This is a genomic window from Aphanizomenon sp. CS-733/32 (genome assembly GCF_028330045.1).
Lineage (GTDB): Bacteria > Cyanobacteriota > Cyanobacteriia > Cyanobacteriales > Nostocaceae > Dolichospermum > Dolichospermum gracile.
On the sequence record NZ_JAQMSE010000168.1, the window covers coordinates 1 to 16,598 of the forward strand.

The window sequence follows — 16,598 nt, forward strand, 5'->3', positions numbered from 1 at the left end:
AGCCTACAAAACAAAAAACAAATCTCAAAACCAAAGAACCGTGGGGCGCACGGTCTTAAAGCTCAGTTAATGTCCTCATAGAGGAGTCACTGAGAAGCCCACACTCACCTGAAAGGGAGTGTGTGGAGTACGTCACAGAAGTTGCAAGTTCAAGCTGTTGAAGATCAGTTTTACCGAGAGTTGCTTGTTCAGGAACGGTTGTCACATCCAAACCACGAGAACGCATTCATGGTTGCGACTAATGCGGACATATCCTCATCTATGTAAAGTGCTGCAAATATGGTCATACTGTGCCTAATGCAGCCTTTACAGCAGGATGTACCAATTCATTAGGCACTTGATTTCGTTCAATATAATCATTAATTTCTGCCTGATGATCAAGATAAAAACTCAAGGCATCAAATACTTGTGCCAGTGTTAAATGTGGTAAATGATTAGGTATTTCTTCTGGCATAATTCCTAATCGCCATAGACCAACAATAGCACGGATGGATGTACGAGTACCTGTAATAATTGGCTCTCCACCTAAAATTTCAGGATTGCGTGTAACATATCTTGAGGAAGTTTCAGCAAACATAAGATAAGTTGCTCAGGTAGTCTGATGTTTTCTCTAGTTTATCAACTTAGCTGGCTGACTAACTTTAATGATTATTTTAGTCCGTCTAACCACTTACCAATGCTCCAATACCAACCCATCTACATAATCAAAATCCGTATCATCTGTAACTAATATCCACCCTTTTTCCAAGCACTGAGCAGCAATCCAAATATCATTCATTGGAATTGGTCTGCCTTTCCGCTTCAGCATTAAACGAGTTTGAGCATAGATAGCAGTTGTTTCTCTTCCCAAGGGTACAACGGTACAAGTTGAAATAAACTCTAGATAACGCGGTAAATTTTGTAATGGACGGGATGAATTTTCAGCCCCAAATAACAATTCTCCTGCTACCACTAAGGGTAAAATAACTTCTGGTAACGTCAATACTCTTTCAATAATTGCAGTGTCACCATTTAAAAACCGAACTGCAACAGAAGTATCTAAAGCAATTTCACCACTCATTTTTATCCACCTGCCGACATTCAGCAATTGATTGTTTTATTTCTGTTGCTTCTGCGTCGCTTAAAATTCCTGCAAATTTGGCTAGAGGATGATCTTTCCGTGTAGCTTTCACACGATGTAAATAATCTAGTAAAAGTTGTACAATATCATCAGGAGTTTTTTCGAGTTCTTGGATTAATTGTTCACGGTTTGTCATACATCTAAACCTCTAAAGCATAATAAATGGCGAACTGACAAGTCAGTGCTTACGCGATCGCACTTCTCTAGTTTATCCCATGCGATCGCCTGATCATCCTACATGAACCATAAAGATCGCTCTCCTTCTCGCAAGCAAGCATCACTACTTATACAAACAAAAAAGGTGGGTTAATGAAATGTAAATCTACCAGTACATGGATTTTACTAATTAAGTCATGCTGTTTTAGAGTTTATGAAAAGTAGATGTAGCATTATCATACTGATATTTTTCAATAGCATCATGAATTGAATTTTTTAACAATCTATGCCACCTAAACATTATATCATTCCCCACTTCACTTTTATTAAGTTGAAGACCTATTAAGGATTCTATTTCACCACTATTATAGGGAGCGGTTGTTTTTGGTAGTTGAGATAATACTTCCTGAAAAGTCAATCCTGCTTTTCTAATACGAATTAGTTCTTTTGTAGCGTCTTGTTCATGACTAAAGATAAATACTTCATAAGTATCTTGATATTTAGTCATTTGTTGCCATGTTGTCTCATTAAAACGAATATTAGGACGGTTAAAAGTTATAGCCTTGACTTCTACTTTTAAAGATTCTCCTGCTTTGTGGCAAACTAAATCATAACCAATTTCATTGGAATCTATAACTTCATATCCGTGAGAACAATACAATTTTGTTGCCCATTGTTTTCCTAATTCTGCATATCTTTTAGCTAATTCTGGATCATCTGTTACACTATCATCACCATAATAATTGCTATTAATAGCTTCTGGATTTTCTGATAAATGTGTAGGTACTGAGTTTATTTCTGGTGGTTTTCGTAACTCAACAGGAATAAGATCAATGACATTATCTCCAAATTTTTCTTTTAAATATTCAATACCCTCTTCAAAAGTATCAGATAATAAAACAGATAAATGTCTTTCTCCATATTCAATACCTAAAAACTTTCCTAGAGGTTCAACTAGACTATCTAAAACTCTTGGCTTATTCCATTTACCTACATAATAAAAATTTTTACCATCAGAATAAGAACTACTTTTTTGTTTATCTTCTGCATTTCCATAAGATAAATATATTTCACTAGCCTCAAAAAATACTATACTATTTAACTGATCATGCAGTCTACTGTATTCAGTATCCCAGTATTTTTTACTTTTTGATTCTTCAATTGAAACTACTACAATTAATGGTAAAATCTCCATTAACTTATTTATTAAGTCTTGTCTTTTAACTGGATTACTAATATCTGGTTTTATTTTATCAATAACTGAAACACCGAAAATCTTTAATAACTCTATAACTTTTTTATTATTTTCATCCCAAAAAGCTAAATTCGGTGCTTTAAACCCTTTAACTGTAACAATAGATAATTCTGATGAATATAAAAAAGTTTTACCATCTTGAGCTAACAGCTTATGCTTTGTACCCCAATTTCTTATTTCTTCTATTTCGGAACTATGCAAGTTCATTGATGCTAACTTGTCGTAAATTAATTTTACTTTATTTTTATTTTCTTTTTGCTTTTCTAGGGTTAATAAAGTAACATTGGATATATTTTTTAAAATTTCTAAATAGTGATTAAATTCCAGTCTAGGGATAAAACCAAAAAAGTCTCTTAGTTCATTGGAAATAGTATGCACACAGTCAAAAACTGGTAGATAGTTTCCTGCAATCCCATTAATTTCAGTGCTATTTACAAAAACATTTTCAGGTTTATAACATTTTCCTGTAGTAGTTGGAATACATTCCTTATTCCTTATATACCATTCAAAATATGTCGTATTGATAGGAGTTATATAACTATTGTATCCCTCACCTATTCCATATATAAGAAAAGTTTTTTGTCGAAAGAAAGTTAAGTCTAATTCTCCTGATATAATTACATTTTCCCAAAATATTTTCGCAAAAACTTGGTTATTAGCGGTTTGTTCTAGGAAGCTCAAACTCCTTACAAAAGAGACTTGATTATGAGAGCCATAGCCAAATCCAACTTGTTTAAATGCTTTACTAATATAACCATCATTAATATCAAAGTATTCTTTGCCAAAGCTAACACTAAGTGAAGAAATATTACGCTTATCAAGCTGATATTTATTGATATTTTGCTTAACCTTCATTTTCAGAAAAAAGGCTTTCCACTCCGTTTTTTCATCTTTACCTTCTGGATATTTTTCAGAAACATAAACGTCAGCAGAGTATTTTTTCTCCAACATTAAATCAGGATTATAAAAATCAGATAAGTAGCAATTTTCGCAACTTACTAGAGTTCCTCCTTTTGTCAGCAAACTGACTTTACGAAGCTCTTCAAACTGTTCATTTGTAATTATATTTTTCTTGTAGGCGTTGAAAATAAAGCGTATTGTATCAATTGCATTCTCAAGATTAATAAATTTGTCAGGTTCTTGAATAATTAGACTAATGAATGATGAATCTGTTGGTTCTTGTACTCCTAAAAGAGAAAGCCAATTATAAATTTGTTGACTATTCTTGATTTGAGTTAATACATCGGTATGTATAACTTCTTCGTCAGTAACCTTTGTATGTTTACCAAATAATAAATTAACTGTGTTACATAATTTTGAATTTTGATTAAAAATAAAAGGTATATCTTGAATTTTTTGTTTAAATTCATCAGCATTTTTTCCTTTTTGACACTGTTCAAACAAGAAAATGATTAAACTAAAATTTTCTTCTACTTTATGCTCGATTACAAAAGTTTCAGATTGAAAAAAATCTGCTAAATGTTCAATATCAAAAGTTGTTAGTCCTAACCTAATCAAACTGCTTAAATTATCGAAATTAGCAATTAAAGATTGATATGAAAAAGATTTTTTTCTTCTAATATTAATATAGTCAATTAAGATGTTTTGATTTATAAATTCCGAAATATTAGTTTTATCCCAAATTGCATCACTTACTTTTAACAAATCTCCTTGCTTATTAGGAATAAATGCTATTTCACTAATTGCTTTATTCAAACCTTCATTAAAAGAGAGTTTTAATTGTGAATGACCAGGAAACCTATGAGGTATAAGTTTTAGAATTTCATTTTTATATTTTGATTTAGCAAGTTCTGACAACCATCTAAAAAGATAAATTGGTATTTGTTGAAATAGCCAAATATTCCAATATAAATCTTCATGCAGATGTTGTCTACCTGCATCTGTAAGGAAACTTGCATTTACTAAAAATGGAAAATCATAGTTTACCGATGTTGGAAGGTAAGTAAATATTAATCTGTTTTCTCTATCTGCCGTTTTTATCTTGCCATCTTCCAATTGAACAGCAAAAGATATCTCTGTTTTATTTGATTGTCTCAGCTTTTTGGGAATACGTATATCATTTTCCATTATGTTTTTTGTTAACTGATCGACATCCAGTGGAACTGATATGAATAACCATTCACTTATATCATGACCATTTTTTCTTAACTTAATTGTTTCCCCGGTTCTAATTTTTTCAATAGTGAAGCTAACAGCTTTAGTGATAGTAACTTTAACTTCTCGACTTCTCAAAAAAAGTAATATTTGGGTATTAGAAAAAAGGTCAAATAATTCTTTATGAAGTTTTTCAATATCGTCATATTTAACAATTGTAGAAACATTAAATTTCTTCACAAAAGCTAATTCTTTCGGTAAATAAGTCCAAATTGGAATAATCTGCCAAGGCATTTTTACATTTGCTTCTTTTCCTTTACTCACTCTTTGATTTTTCCAATCTTGTTGTTTTCCCCAGTTATTACTCCAATAATTTTCCCAATGATTTTTATCAAAACTAAAACAATAATCACCAGAATTAATAATTACATAATCTGAATGAGAGAAAATAGACTTAAATCCAATTCCTTTAAAACCTGTTTTATTTTCATCTCCCTTTTTATTACCATCCCCCACACTACAAATAGATTCAATATCTATTTCTGTAAACTTTTCACCTTGATGTGAAATAACTAAATACTGTCCTATAATCTGAATTTGGATTTCAAGTTTTCCTGATCTATTACTTGCGTCATCTGCGTTCTGAAGCATTTCATATATAAATCGTTTGCTATCCGTATAAATATCTGTAGATAAAGATTCAAGAGAGTTAGCTATATCCTGAGATGACTCAGGACTGGTGTAATTAGACTTTTGTTTATTTAATATCTCGATGAATTTTTTTGCGTCAGTCATTGATATTATTCCTTTTTGCCTTAGTCCCTTTGGTGTGCAAAGAAGTACCTACTACATATCTAAAAGCATAGTAGTTCAATTTTATACTATATTATATAAATATTTTAGTTTTTATACAGAAAATTTACTGTTTTTTATATTGAATCCCAATGTGAGAGACTAAAACGTTTCATTAATTCCTCAGCACGATCAATCACATTCCAAATTGGTAAAGCAGTGTACCAAACTTGTTGTAAATCTCGAATGTATTGATAAGCCTGTGATTTATCATACCCTAATGACTCTAGCTTACGGCTTGCGGCCAAATATTCACAGGCAACCTGCCAGATTAAAACACCATCTATGAGATTAGATACTAAAGAAGCGGCTATTTCCTGTTTATGAGGATCACGTGGATCATTCACGTAAATCAAAATATTTGTGTCAACGGCGTTCATGCAACATATCCCTTGTAAACTGAGGTGCAGCAAAAGGAATAGGATTTTGTTGCATTCTTTCCACCAGTGATTTTAGAAAGTTTTTCCTAGCACTAATATCAGTAATTTTCGGTGGTATAACTTGAGGAGATTGAACAATAAGCTCAACTTCCAGGTTTTCTGGTAAGTTACAAGCGGTTTGTAAAATAAATGTACCATTACGGTAAATTGCTTTTAGAGTTTGCTGCATGGGATACCATAAATGAACACCAGGACTAGAAATAACTTAACTTGTCTAATTTTCTTGCACTACCAAATCAGTTATCAAAATTCTTTCTCTATTTTCACATACAACAGATAAATTGAGAAAAAATTCAATTAGCTTTTACTAGCTAAAGCAGGAATCTTCAAAGGCACAAGAGCTTTATGCAGTACACTGGGTTTTGCACTTAAATACACCTCGCGGCAATTACTCTCGTTATATCCAACCACAACCGCGCCTACAGTTGTACCAATTTCTGGATACATTTCTGGAGTCATCCCCCCTTGATCTAAAAAGTCAGGGATTTTGATCAACCCCTTAACTAAAGAATCATCAACATTGACAAAAACGCCAAAGAGTGTATGAAATTCAACTTTGCCCAGAACAAACTGACCCAGCTTATACTTAGATTTAATATTTTCCCAACTTGTACTATCCATAATATTCACCGTAATTTAAGGACTCGTGGAAATTGGTTAAGGATGGGAAACAAACTTTGAGGAACAACCATCTCAATTCGCTCACAACCATCTTTTTCATCATAACGACACTCAAGAGATTTGAAATACTGCTCGTAGCTTGCTTGATCAATATATACCTCAATAATCCCCTCTTGATAGCTCTCGTTGAACTCCTCAGCAATGCTTCTGTAATTTTGTCCGGCAAAGTAGCAACTTCCATCAAGGTAGGGGGGATTATAGGGAAAATCAACAACTTGAAAGCCTTCCTGTAATAATTTTTGACCTTTACCTTTTTGTGGTGCTTTGTAAATTGTAACGCTTAGAGTAGATGCTAATTGACCAGACTGCATGAGTAGAATAAGCTCAAAACTATTTGTATTTTTTAATTGTTCCCAGTTTTTATCCTGTTCATCCTTTAATCCTGGTCATCCTGATTCTGACAATCCCCCCATTCTCACATACAACAGGCTTGAGAAAAAAGTCAAATAGTCTTAATTTTAGTTACAGTTAGATCACAAATAAATCGTGAGGGGTGATACTATGCGTGTTTTGCTAGTTTATCCAATATTTCCAAGCACATTTTGGTCTTATGAGAAAATTCTGGCGCTAGTTGACAGAAAGGTGTTGTTACCACCATTAGGTTTGGTGACGGTAGCGGCAATTTTGCCCCAAGAGTGGGAGTTTAAGCTTGTAGATCGTAACATCCGCCCTGCTACAGAAGAAGAGTGGGCATGGGCAGATATGGTGATTTTCTCGGCTATGATTGTCCAAAAACAAGATTTACTAGAGCAAATTCGGGAAGCGAAACGACGGGGTAAGCTGGTGGCTTTGGGTGGTCCTTATCCTACCTCTACACCCCATGAAGTGGAAGCAGCAGGGGCAGATTACCTGATTCTGGATGAAGGGGAAATCACCTTACCCATGTTTGTGGAAGCTGTGCAACGGGGCGAAAAATCTGGAGTTTTCCGGGCTACTGAAAAGCCTGATGTTACCAGTACACCCATTCCCCGCTTTGATTTACTGGAATTTAATGCCTATGATATGATGTCGGTGCAGTTTTCGCGGGGTTGTCCCTTCCAGTGCGAATTTTGCGACATCATTGTATTATATGGACGCAAACCCCGAACTAAAACACCTGCACAACTGTTAGCCGAGTTGGATTATCTTTATGATTTGGGTTGGCGGCGGGGTGTGTTTATGGTGGATGATAACTTTATTGGCAACAAGCGAAATGTGAAGTTGTTGCTGAAAGAGTTAAAAGTTTGGATGGAAGAACATCAATATCCGTTCAATTTTGACACCGAAGCTTCCATTGATTTGGCGCAAGACGCAGAGATGATGGAGTTGATGGTTGATTGTGGCTTTAAAGCGGTATTTTTGGGGATTGAAACCCCCGATGAAGATAGTTTACAACTAACTAAGAAATTCCAAAATACTCGCAGTTCCTTAACTGAGTCGGTAGAAACCATTATTAAGGCTGGACTGCGGCCAATGGCTGGGTTTATTATTGGTTTTGATGGTGAAAAAGCGGGTGCAGGCGATCGCATTGTCCGTTTTGCCGAACTCGCAGCTATTCCTTCTACTACCTTTGCTATGTTACAGGCGTTACCCAATACTGCACTGTGGCATCGTTTAACCAAAGAGGGCAGATTGCGAGAAAACCAAGATGGGAATATCAATCAAACCACATTGATGAATTTTATTCCTACCCGTCCCCTGGAAGAATTGGCTAGGGAATATATTGAAGCCTTCTGTGCTTTATATGATCCTACCGCCTATTTAGATCGCACCTATCGCTGTTTTATGATGTTAGGTCCAGCTAGATATACAGCGCCGGCAAAAATGCCAGAATGGGTAGTTATCAGAGCCTTACTAATTGTAATTTGGCGACAAGGATTTAAACGCCAAACTCGCTGGAAGTTCTGGCATCATTTGTTTAGTATTCTCAAGCATAATCCCAAGGTGATTGAACAATACATTTCTACCTGCGCTCACATTGAGCATTTTATGGAATATCGGCAAATTGTCCGCGATCAAATCGAAAGTCAATTAGCTGCGTATTTAGCCCAAGGTGCGGAAAAACCTTATGTACCTGTGAAGGAAAAAGTTGCAGAAAAAGCAGAAGCGGTAGTTTAGAATGATTCATCAACTTTTATTTAACTCTTAAATAAAGGCTGATGATTTCATTTTTTTAAGTCTCACGCAAAGACGCAAAGACGCAAAGAATAAAGGTTGTAAAGGTTCAATTTTTCAATATATCGGCAAAGTCACTGTAAAAGTTGAACCTACTCCTACTTGACTATTAACTGTAATTTCCCCTCTGTGGGCTATAACGCACTGTTGGACGATTGTTAGTCCTAGACCACTACCAGGAATTATGCCTATATTTTCTCCCCGGTGAAATGGTTGAAATAATTTTTTTTGGTCTTTTTCGCTCATACCAATTCCCTGATCTTGAAATCTCAAAATTACGGTTTTTTCTTGTTTAATTAATTCAAATAGAACTGTACCTCCGGGAATTGAATATTTAATGGCATTATTGAGTAAATTACTGATAATATGCTTTAAGAGGGTTTCATCTCCCAGGAATTCGAAACAGTGTTCAGAACTGGTGAAAATTAAGTTCAGTTGTTGTTCTTGGGCAGGTAATTGAGATTGTTTTACTAACTCAGAGCATAAGTTTTCTAAGTTGAGTATGTGTGGTTGGTATGGTAGTTGACCAGAATCAGATTTACCAATTAGTGAAGCTTCATCTACTAAATGTGATACATTGTTGATGGCAGAGCGGATGAGTTGTACATAGTCAATTTGGGAATTATTTGTCAGTTCTTTTTGATATTTTTCTATTAATCCAGCCGCGAGAAGAATGGTGTTTAAAGGATTGCGAATATCATGGGAAAGCATAGCCATAAATTCAGATTTAAGCTGATTAATTTCTTGAGATTTTAAGAGTTCTGTGGTTTTTTCTTCAACTTGAGTTTCTAATGTTTGATTAATTTGATTTAATTCTTCTAAAAATTGTTTGCGTTCTACAGCATATCGCACAGAACGTACTAATGTATCTGGATTTACGTGCCTTTTGACTAGATAATCTTGCGCTCCTTGTCTCACTGCTTCAATGGCTAGTTCTTCATCATTTGTGTTAGTCAGAACTATGATGGGATTGCTGGGATTTTGCTGAAGTAACTGAGGGATAGAAGATAATCCTTGACTGTCAGGAAGGGTCAAATCTAATAAAATTACGTCGTATTTTTGGCTATTTAATTGGTTGATTCCGTCTTGAAGTCTTTGGACGTGAACTAAACCAAAATTTTGAGATTTTGTGAGTTTAATGAACTCTTGCAATAACCTGGCTTCTGCTAGGTTATCTTCAATTAAGAGGATTTTTAGTGTGGAAGTTGCGGTAATCATTTCCTGGTTTTACCTTTTGCGAGTTGTTGGTTAAATAGACTTTTATTAAATTAGTTTTCAAGAATATATCGAATGTAGTTTTATACAGTTGCAGGAGATACAAAATTTACGGTAAAAGCAATCACGTAAAAGACTATTATTCCTAATTCTTTCTTCTCTTTTCTTCCTGACTCCTGACTGGGCGCAGGCCCTGCGCCCCTACTTCCTGACTCCTGCTATACTTTTATGCTAATGGTAAGGTTACGGTAGAAAACCAAAATCTTTCAATACTCTGGATGATTTGAAATAGCTGATTCAAATTACGAGGTTTGGTAATGTAGCAGTTAGCGTGTAAGTCGTAACTATGGAAAATGTCATCTTGATTTTTTGAAGTTGTCAAAATGACGATGGGAATGCGTTTGAGTTGAGGATCAGATTTAATTTCTGCTAATACCTCTCTACCACCTTTTTTGGGTAAATTTAAGTCTAATAAAATCAAATCAGGACGTGGTGCGTTAGCATATTCTCCTGCTTGATGGAGGTAATTCATAGCTTCCACACCGTCCCTAACTGTGATTACTTGATGAGGTAATGAACTGGTTTTTAATGCTTCTTGAATGAGACGAATATCCGCCTTATTGTCCTCCACTAAAAAGATGATTTTGTGTGTTTTTGCCATGTTGACGCTCATAATTACAATCGCTGACGGGAATTGTGAAGTAAAAAGTCGCACCCCGACCAAGTTGTGACTCTACCCAGATTCGTCCGCGATGACATTCAATTATTTTCTTACAAATAGCCAAACCTATTCCTGTCCCTGGATATTTATCCCTGGTGTGTAGACGTTGAAAGATGGTAAAGATGCGATCGCTAAATTGCGGATTTAAGCCAATTCCGTTATCTTGAACTGAAAATAACCATTCATCCTCCCATCTTTTCGCACTAATATGAACCCTTGGTGGTTCACTACTGTGGAATTTGATCGCGTTACCAATGAGGTTCAAAAATAGCTGGATTAACTGTGTTTCATCAGCCATAACTGCGGGTAAGGGATCATGGGTAATAATTGCGCAGGTTTCCGCAATGCATTGACGTAAATTCTTCAAAGTCCGATTTAAAGCTGTTTCGACTTCGGTAACTTGAAAAGTAATTCCTAATGTATCTAGGTTGCAGTATGCGAGTACGTCATCAATTAAGGTCTGCATTAAAATTACACCTTCGACAACATAACCAATAAACTCTTTTGCATCTGCGTCTAGTTCTGCTTCATAACGCATTTCCAAAAGCTGCACATAATTGGCGACTTGATTTAATGGTTCTTGCAAATCATGGGAAGCGATATAGGCAAATTTTCTCAATTCTGCATTAGAACGTTTTAAGTCTTCGGCTAATTGGGCTAATTCATCAGCTTGACGGAGGATAATATTGATGATAGACTTTTGTAATTCTAATGCAGCTTTAACTTCTACATTTTGCCAGGGTAAAGATGTTAATTGAACTATTTCTTTCCATAATTCAAATGATTTACGGGGACACAAACGGACATTTCCTTCAGATTCATCAACTGAAAAAGCCTGATGGGGATTTCCACCCCAATTGATAGTTTGAATCATTTCTGGTCGAAACCATAATATATAATTTTTTCCAGAAATGGGGATAGCTAATAAACCACTCGCAACATTTTTAAAGCTAATCGCGTCTGGATAGATTTGTGGTAAAGAATCGGTGAAAAATACCTCGTCTTCTCCATTGTTTCTCAGCCATTCTCCTAAAAGATTCAATTCTTCTTCTTGAGGAGTATTACCAATCAGAGTATATTTCCCACCAAAATATATGGCTACACCTTCAGCATTAGTTAGATTGAGCAGATTTATTTGATTTTTGACTAAACCATCAATAAAGTTCGGTTCTTGAGACATATATTCAACCAATAGTGATTGAATATGGTTTAAATTTAGCTGATAGTCGTAATCTTCAGTTTCTTCTTTGCCAGAAATTTCTGAAAATATGATTCTTCCTAAAAATTCACAAGCTTTTCGCAATTCATAGGAAACATATTTGGGTGATTGATGATGACAAGCAATTAAACCCCAAAGTTTGTGATCCTTAATTAAGGAAATTGTCAAAGATGCAGCCACGCCCATATTATGTAAATATTCTAGATGACATGGTGCAGCACTTCTGAGAATTGAATTAGTTAAATCAATGGGTTGTCCGCTAACTGGGTTAATTCTAGGGAAAAGTTCGGCTGATGATTGAATATTTGTATCGGGAATAACTCGGATAGAATTTTCTAGAAATAATTGTCGTGCTGGCTGAGGAATATCTGATTCTGGATAATGTAATCCTAAATAAGATGATAAAGTATCTGTTTTTTCTTCAGCAATCACAGAACCATGTCCATCATCACAGAATTTATATAACATTACTCTGTCAAATCCCGTTATTTTGCGGATTTCTTGCACAATAATTTGACTAAAATCACAGAGGCTTTGACTTTTTTCTAAGCGATTAATTGAGGCTTGAGCTAAATGATAAAAACTCAAGAAAGGAATATTTTCCTGAGATGCCGTAGGTTCTAATTCTAAGATTAAAAACCCTTCGGAGTTACGATAGAAAGTGGCATCAAATATTGTATATTCATCTCCTTGTTTCTTAATCCAAATTTTTGTAGGATTAATAAAATCTAGATTTTCTTCTGACAACCAAAATTTAATTTTCTGGATTTGGTAAGGATCTAATAAATCTTCTAATTCCTGTTGTACCATATCCTTTGGAGATATGCCAAAAGTGCTGAAAGTATTGCGACTAACTTGTAATATTTGTAAATCTGGCTCTTGTAAGACTAACAAAATTCCATGGGGTTGAATTTCACTAACCAAATGTATTGGTGCTTCTTTTAAGCTCGTGATATTAATATGCTGCTGCTTGACATTGATATCCATAAAACCCTTCCCCTATAATTTTAGAGCATAAAATCTGTAGATTTAATCTAAACTCCTCACACCTATAAAAATTTTTGTGAATTTAGTACCTTTGGTAGTAGCAAAGCCCATAGTTATAGTTGCCCTTACCTAATATTCTTACACAGAAGAACTAGCTGTCACCAAATATATAGATAAGAAATGTAAAAGAGAAGATGATTAAATCCGCAGTCTTTGTGTATATATATTAAGCAATTTCAATTTTATGTGTGGCTGCACAAAATTATGAAATTAATTGATTAATTCATCCGTCTTTATCTGCGTTTATCTGCGGTCAATTTTTCACTATTCCTACTTTTGACTAAACCCAGGAACCAAACCACATCCGCATTCTATAACCATCAGGAGAGATAGGTAAACCTAGATAAATAGGCATCCAGAAAATGAAAGCAGCAACAATGATAAAAGTTATAGTCACACCTACTGCGCGAATTTGCCGATAATAACTCAGCAGACATTGATCAACAACCCAAGCGATCGCTATAAATGTAAACACAACCGCGGACATATAATGGTAGATAAAAACACACCTTGTTACCTCCACCCAAGGGAGGAGATTAGCCCCATAATTTATGACTAAAAATAAGCCAATCCAAGTATCAGCGGTAAGATCTTTCGGGATAAATAACCGCTTTTTTTCGATTATCGGCATCGTAATTGTGATGATTACCATACCAATTAAAAAGATCATTGCAGCTAAACCAAACCACCATAAAAAAGGATTCCCCATAGCATGAACATCATAAATTACTTTACCAGCACCATCAGGTAAGGAATCCTTGGTACTTTGAGCAGTTTGATAATAATAAGCCATTGGTCGAGTTAGCAATGGCCATTTATACCATGCAGCACAATAAGGATGAACGCTAGGACTATTACCACCTAATTGCAGATGAAAGTGCAAAATTTGTTTATGAACTTCAATAAATCCATATCTTTTATCTAGTTGGAGGTGAGGAATCCAAATCAGACTATAAATAACTGTAGGAATAATTCCTAAATAAGAACCCATTTGCCAAATATTTATTTTTGTCAGATTTTGCAAGGGTGATTTTATAGTATTATCTGGGGAATTATTGGCAGAATTGAAAAACCGTAAATAAGAAAATAATGGACTGCGAGATGGATGATCTTCATATTGCAACCAGCGAATTATCCAGGCTGCTATCCATACACCATAAGCAGCAGTTAAAAACCATAAGCCATTCCATTTTGTGCCAATAGAAGCACCAAAACTAATACCGGAGAGCATTAACCACAACCAACGGTTTTGTTTTTGCTGATCTAATGCCAATAATAACAACCATTGTCCGAGTAAACCAAAGATAACTATATAGATATTACTTAAAGCATAACGAGATTCTACTAAAAATAATCCATCACAAGCTGTAAAAAATCCTGCTAATAAAGCAAACCGATGACGATAACTAAATTGATAAGTTAATAAAGTCACGATTACGGGAATTAATGAACCAGTGAGCGCATTTACCCACCGATAATTCCAAGGAGATAATAAAGAATCTGTGAGACTATTGACAGTATCTCGACCAATAGGAATATATTGACTCATCCAAATCCCTAACCCAATCAGATATTGACTTAATGGTGGATGAGCATTAAAAAATGGTGTATGGGTCAGATAGTTGTTACCAAATTTAGCAAAATAAACTTCATCAAATACTAAAGTATTAAATCGGCTTAGTCCCCAAAAACGTAAGCTCAAGGAAAGTAGAAATATGCCTATTATGCCTAATCGAAACCAGGGTTTTTTCATGATGTTCTTCAGGGGTTTTTGCAAAAACTAATAATAAAAACAGATTTATATCCCCGACTTCTTAGAGAAGTCGGGGATCTTGTTGTCGATCTTGTTGTCCACAAATGTAGAATAATAGCTCTAACACAGTCAGAAAACTTAATCTACTATGTCACAATTAGAGCGATTGTTAAAAATGGCAGAAGATGAACTTACGGAGTATAGCACTGATGCCCGCAAAATGGAAAAACTCCGCCGCAAGATTAGTCTATCAGTACCATTGGCGGAACAGAGGCAACTAAAAGCGACATTATTAGCTACAATACCATCTGGTAAAATTGCAGAAATTGTGGAAGAGCAAAGACAAACCGTAGCTTTGCCATTTTGGGGAATTGCTGGTTTGGGTTTGTTATTGGGTATTTCCCTGAATCAACCCATTGGCTTATTAGCAGCTATTGGGGGGACTGTAGCAGCCTTTAGGATTCAGAAATGGGGTTGGCAATTACAGGCAAATCGCCTATTATTGCGAACATTGGAAGATATTGAAACCCGGATTTCTCAACCTAGTAATTGAGTACAAACAACAAATTAACTGAGGAGATAGAAGTTATGACAAAGTATGATTATATTTTCAAGTCCAAAGACAAAATCAAAGAATCATTGAATGAACAAGAAGCGGTAGCGGCAATTGGTGTGATTACCACCATAGTTGATTCTGGCAGTGAAGACATAGATGCCGAAAGTTTAGCTGATATTCTTTGGGAGTTTGAGATATTTGATGAATACTCAGAAGAAGAAATGCTAGAAACCGTGGATAGACTCATAGAAATTGCCGGAGAGGTGGGATTAGGTTCTTTGTTTAATGCTGCTAATGCGGCCATTTCTGGTGAGGCGGTTTTAGATGGTTTTGCGGCTGGAGTGATTATGCTTTTTGATGCCGAAAATTTAATTATTCCAGCCAATAAAAAGGTTTTTCTAAAACAACTACAAATAGCTTTAGAACTGGATGATGCAGAAGCAGAAGAAATCATCAAAGAAATAATTGCCTCAATAGAAGCTGGGGACGAGGAAGAATATCTCGAAGAAGAATATGAAGCAGTTATTTTTAATGAAGCTGGTGAACAATTTTATCAATCACCTTTAGGTAACTTTATAGTTCCTATTCCTGTAAATTCTGAACAGGGGGGAAAACTGCAAGCTGAGGATGGAATGGTGAGTTTTTCGGACGATGCTGGGACTTTACTCAGAATTGATTATTATCCACTCTCTCTAGAAGAAATTGATGATCTAGATTGCCAAGAAGATGAGATATATCTGCATAGAGTTTTGGTGGATAAATATGTTCCTCAAGCAATTATTTCTCATGTTCCTACGGCGGAAGTGAAACATAAAGAATATTTCCAAGATACTTTAGAAAGTTATTACTATGTGTTAGTAAATATGCCTCAAGGTTCAACTATATCCAAACAAGAAACTAATGGCAATGGCATTAGATTAGATGCCTATAGAGGACTGTTGTCTTTTGTTAATAATGAATGTTTGTATATAGTTAGCAGTCAACGCAGCTTTTTAAATGGGGAAGTGCCTGGTTCTATGAAGGAAGAGGCGAAAAAAATGAAAAAAGCTATTTTAGATTTTGTGCGTACGATTGAGTTTGCCTAAATCTAAGGGATAACCCTATTTTGGGCGCAGGGTCTGCGCCCCTACTGGCTTTGGTTATAACCTACATTCCGCACTTCATTTTGTAGTGCAGACATGAGTGTAATAAGTAACAGAAACAGCTTAAATATAAACACATAACTAAGTTGGCAATAAATATAGACAGTAATATAAAAATTGCCAACAAATTGAAATTAATAAGGTATTGACAATAAATTCAGAAGAAAAAATG

General features: G+C 35.1%; 15 protein-coding genes. 3 read left to right on the forward strand and 12 right to left on the reverse strand.

Annotated features, from left to right (window positions below; translation table 11 throughout):
* Positions 1–283 precede the first annotated feature (283 nt).
* The 8 genes from PN471_RS13325 to PN471_RS13360 form a co-directional block, all read right to left on the reverse strand.
* The gene (locus PN471_RS13325) at positions 284–577 is read right to left on the reverse strand and encodes a DUF433 domain-containing protein (RefSeq protein ID WP_271777260.1); all 294 of its coding nucleotides are present in this window, start codon (positions 575–577) and stop codon (positions 284–286) included.
* Between the two features lie 93 nt (positions 578–670).
* Entirely contained in the window at positions 671–1,060 is a 390-nt protein-coding gene (locus tag PN471_RS13330; protein WP_271777261.1) for a type II toxin-antitoxin system VapC family toxin, read from the reverse strand.
* A complete protein-coding gene (locus PN471_RS13335) occupies positions 1,050–1,256 on the reverse strand; it encodes a hypothetical protein (RefSeq protein ID WP_193897442.1) in 207 nt (68 codons plus the stop codon). The genes PN471_RS13330 and PN471_RS13335 overlap by 11 nt, the downstream gene beginning before the upstream one ends.
* A gap of 225 nt (positions 1,257–1,481) precedes the next feature.
* A complete protein-coding gene (locus tag PN471_RS13340) occupies positions 1,482–5,441 on the reverse strand; it encodes a sacsin N-terminal ATP-binding-like domain-containing protein (protein WP_271777262.1) in 3,960 nt (1,319 codons plus the stop codon).
* Positions 5,442–5,575: 134 nt separating this feature from the next.
* The gene (locus PN471_RS13345; RefSeq protein ID WP_271777263.1) at positions 5,576–5,878 is read right to left on the reverse strand and encodes a PIN domain-containing protein; all 303 of its coding nucleotides are present in this window, start codon (positions 5,876–5,878) and stop codon (positions 5,576–5,578) included.
* Positions 5,865–6,107 (reverse strand): antitoxin family protein, encoded by a 243-nt coding sequence (locus PN471_RS13350; RefSeq protein WP_271777264.1) that lies wholly within the window; start codon positions 6,105–6,107, stop codon positions 5,865–5,867. Before PN471_RS13350 ends, PN471_RS13345 begins: the two co-directional genes overlap by 14 nt.
* Positions 6,108–6,235: 128 nt before the next feature.
* On the reverse strand, positions 6,236–6,559 hold the full coding sequence (locus tag PN471_RS13355) for an RNA-binding protein (protein ID WP_271777271.1): 324 nt from the start codon (positions 6,557–6,559) through the stop codon (positions 6,236–6,238).
* A gap of 5 nt (positions 6,560–6,564) precedes the next feature.
* Positions 6,565–6,930 (reverse strand): hypothetical protein, encoded by a 366-nt coding sequence (locus PN471_RS13360; protein ID WP_271777265.1) that lies wholly within the window; start codon positions 6,928–6,930, stop codon positions 6,565–6,567.
* A gap of 190 nt (positions 6,931–7,120) precedes the next feature.
* Here PN471_RS13360 and PN471_RS13365 point away from each other — a divergent pair, with 190 nt between their 5' ends.
* On the forward strand, positions 7,121–8,716 hold the full coding sequence (locus PN471_RS13365) for a B12-binding domain-containing radical SAM protein (RefSeq protein ID WP_271777266.1): 1,596 nt from the start codon (positions 7,121–7,123) through the stop codon (positions 8,714–8,716).
* Between the two features lie 114 nt (positions 8,717–8,830).
* On the opposite strand, the gene PN471_RS13370 is transcribed toward PN471_RS13365, so the two are convergent.
* The 4 genes from PN471_RS13370 to PN471_RS13385 all read right to left on the reverse strand — a co-directional run bounded on the left by PN471_RS13370 (position 8,831) and on the right by PN471_RS13385 (position 14,728).
* Entirely contained in the window at positions 8,831–9,991 is a 1,161-nt protein-coding gene (locus PN471_RS13370) for a hybrid sensor histidine kinase/response regulator (RefSeq protein WP_271777267.1), read from the reverse strand.
* A gap of 223 nt (positions 9,992–10,214) precedes the next feature.
* A complete protein-coding gene (locus tag PN471_RS13375; RefSeq protein ID WP_442867155.1) occupies positions 10,215–10,649 on the reverse strand; it encodes a response regulator in 435 nt (144 codons plus the stop codon).
* Entirely contained in the window at positions 10,606–12,915 is a 2,310-nt protein-coding gene (locus PN471_RS13380; RefSeq protein WP_271777269.1) for a sensor histidine kinase, read from the reverse strand. The genes PN471_RS13375 and PN471_RS13380 overlap by 44 nt, the downstream gene beginning before the upstream one ends.
* Before the next feature lie 340 nt (positions 12,916–13,255).
* Complete coding sequence (locus tag PN471_RS13385; RefSeq protein ID WP_271777270.1) at positions 13,256–14,728, reverse strand: dolichyl-phosphate-mannose--protein mannosyltransferase; 1,473 nt, start codon at positions 14,726–14,728, stop codon at positions 13,256–13,258.
* 148 nt (positions 14,729–14,876) lie between these two features.
* Between PN471_RS13385 and PN471_RS13390 the strand changes: the two genes are divergently transcribed.
* Together PN471_RS13390 and PN471_RS13395 are read left to right on the forward strand one after the other, a co-directional pair.
* On the forward strand, positions 14,877–15,281 hold the full coding sequence (locus tag PN471_RS13390; protein ID WP_027403445.1) for a hypothetical protein: 405 nt from the start codon (positions 14,877–14,879) through the stop codon (positions 15,279–15,281).
* Between the two features lie 35 nt (positions 15,282–15,316).
* A complete protein-coding gene (locus tag PN471_RS13395; RefSeq protein ID WP_193898037.1) occupies positions 15,317–16,369 on the forward strand; it encodes a tellurite resistance TerB family protein in 1,053 nt (350 codons plus the stop codon).
* Positions 16,370–16,598 lie beyond the last annotated feature (229 nt).

Coding starts and splice junctions, on each gene's coding strand:
- PN471_RS13325 (WP_271777260.1), bottom strand. CDS start 577: ATGTTTGCTGAAACTTCCTCAAGATATGTTACACGCAATCCTGAAATT.
- PN471_RS13330 (WP_271777261.1), bottom strand. CDS start 1,060: ATGAGTGGTGAAATTGCTTTAGATACTTCTGTTGCAGTTCGGTTTTTA.
- PN471_RS13335 (WP_193897442.1), bottom strand. CDS start 1,256: ATGACAAACCGTGAACAATTAATCCAAGAACTCGAAAAAACTCCTGAT.
- PN471_RS13340 (WP_271777262.1), bottom strand. CDS start 5,441: ATGACTGACGCAAAAAAATTCATCGAGATATTAAATAAACAAAAGTCT.
- PN471_RS13345 (WP_271777263.1), bottom strand. CDS start 5,878: ATGAACGCCGTTGACACAAATATTTTGATTTACGTGAATGATCCACGT.
- PN471_RS13350 (WP_271777264.1), bottom strand. CDS start 6,107: ATGCAGCAAACTCTAAAAGCAATTTACCGTAATGGTACATTTATTTTA.
- PN471_RS13355 (WP_271777271.1), bottom strand. CDS start 6,559: ATGGATAGTACAAGTTGGGAAAATATTAAATCTAAGTATAAGCTGGGT.
- PN471_RS13360 (WP_271777265.1), bottom strand. CDS start 6,930: ATGCAGTCTGGTCAATTAGCATCTACTCTAAGCGTTACAATTTACAAA.
- PN471_RS13365 (WP_271777266.1), top strand. CDS start 7,121: ATGCGTGTTTTGCTAGTTTATCCAATATTTCCAAGCACATTTTGGTCT.
- PN471_RS13370 (WP_271777267.1), bottom strand. CDS start 9,991: ATGATTACCGCAACTTCCACACTAAAAATCCTCTTAATTGAAGATAAC.
- PN471_RS13375 (WP_442867155.1), bottom strand. CDS start 10,649: ATGGCAAAAACACACAAAATCATCTTTTTAGTGGAGGACAATAAGGCG.
- PN471_RS13380 (WP_271777269.1), bottom strand. CDS start 12,915: ATGGATATCAATGTCAAGCAGCAGCATATTAATATCACGAGCTTAAAA.
- PN471_RS13385 (WP_271777270.1), bottom strand. CDS start 14,728: ATGAAAAAACCCTGGTTTCGATTAGGCATAATAGGCATATTTCTACTT.
- PN471_RS13390 (WP_027403445.1), top strand. CDS start 14,877: ATGTCACAATTAGAGCGATTGTTAAAAATGGCAGAAGATGAACTTACG.
- PN471_RS13395 (WP_193898037.1), top strand. CDS start 15,317: ATGACAAAGTATGATTATATTTTCAAGTCCAAAGACAAAATCAAAGAA.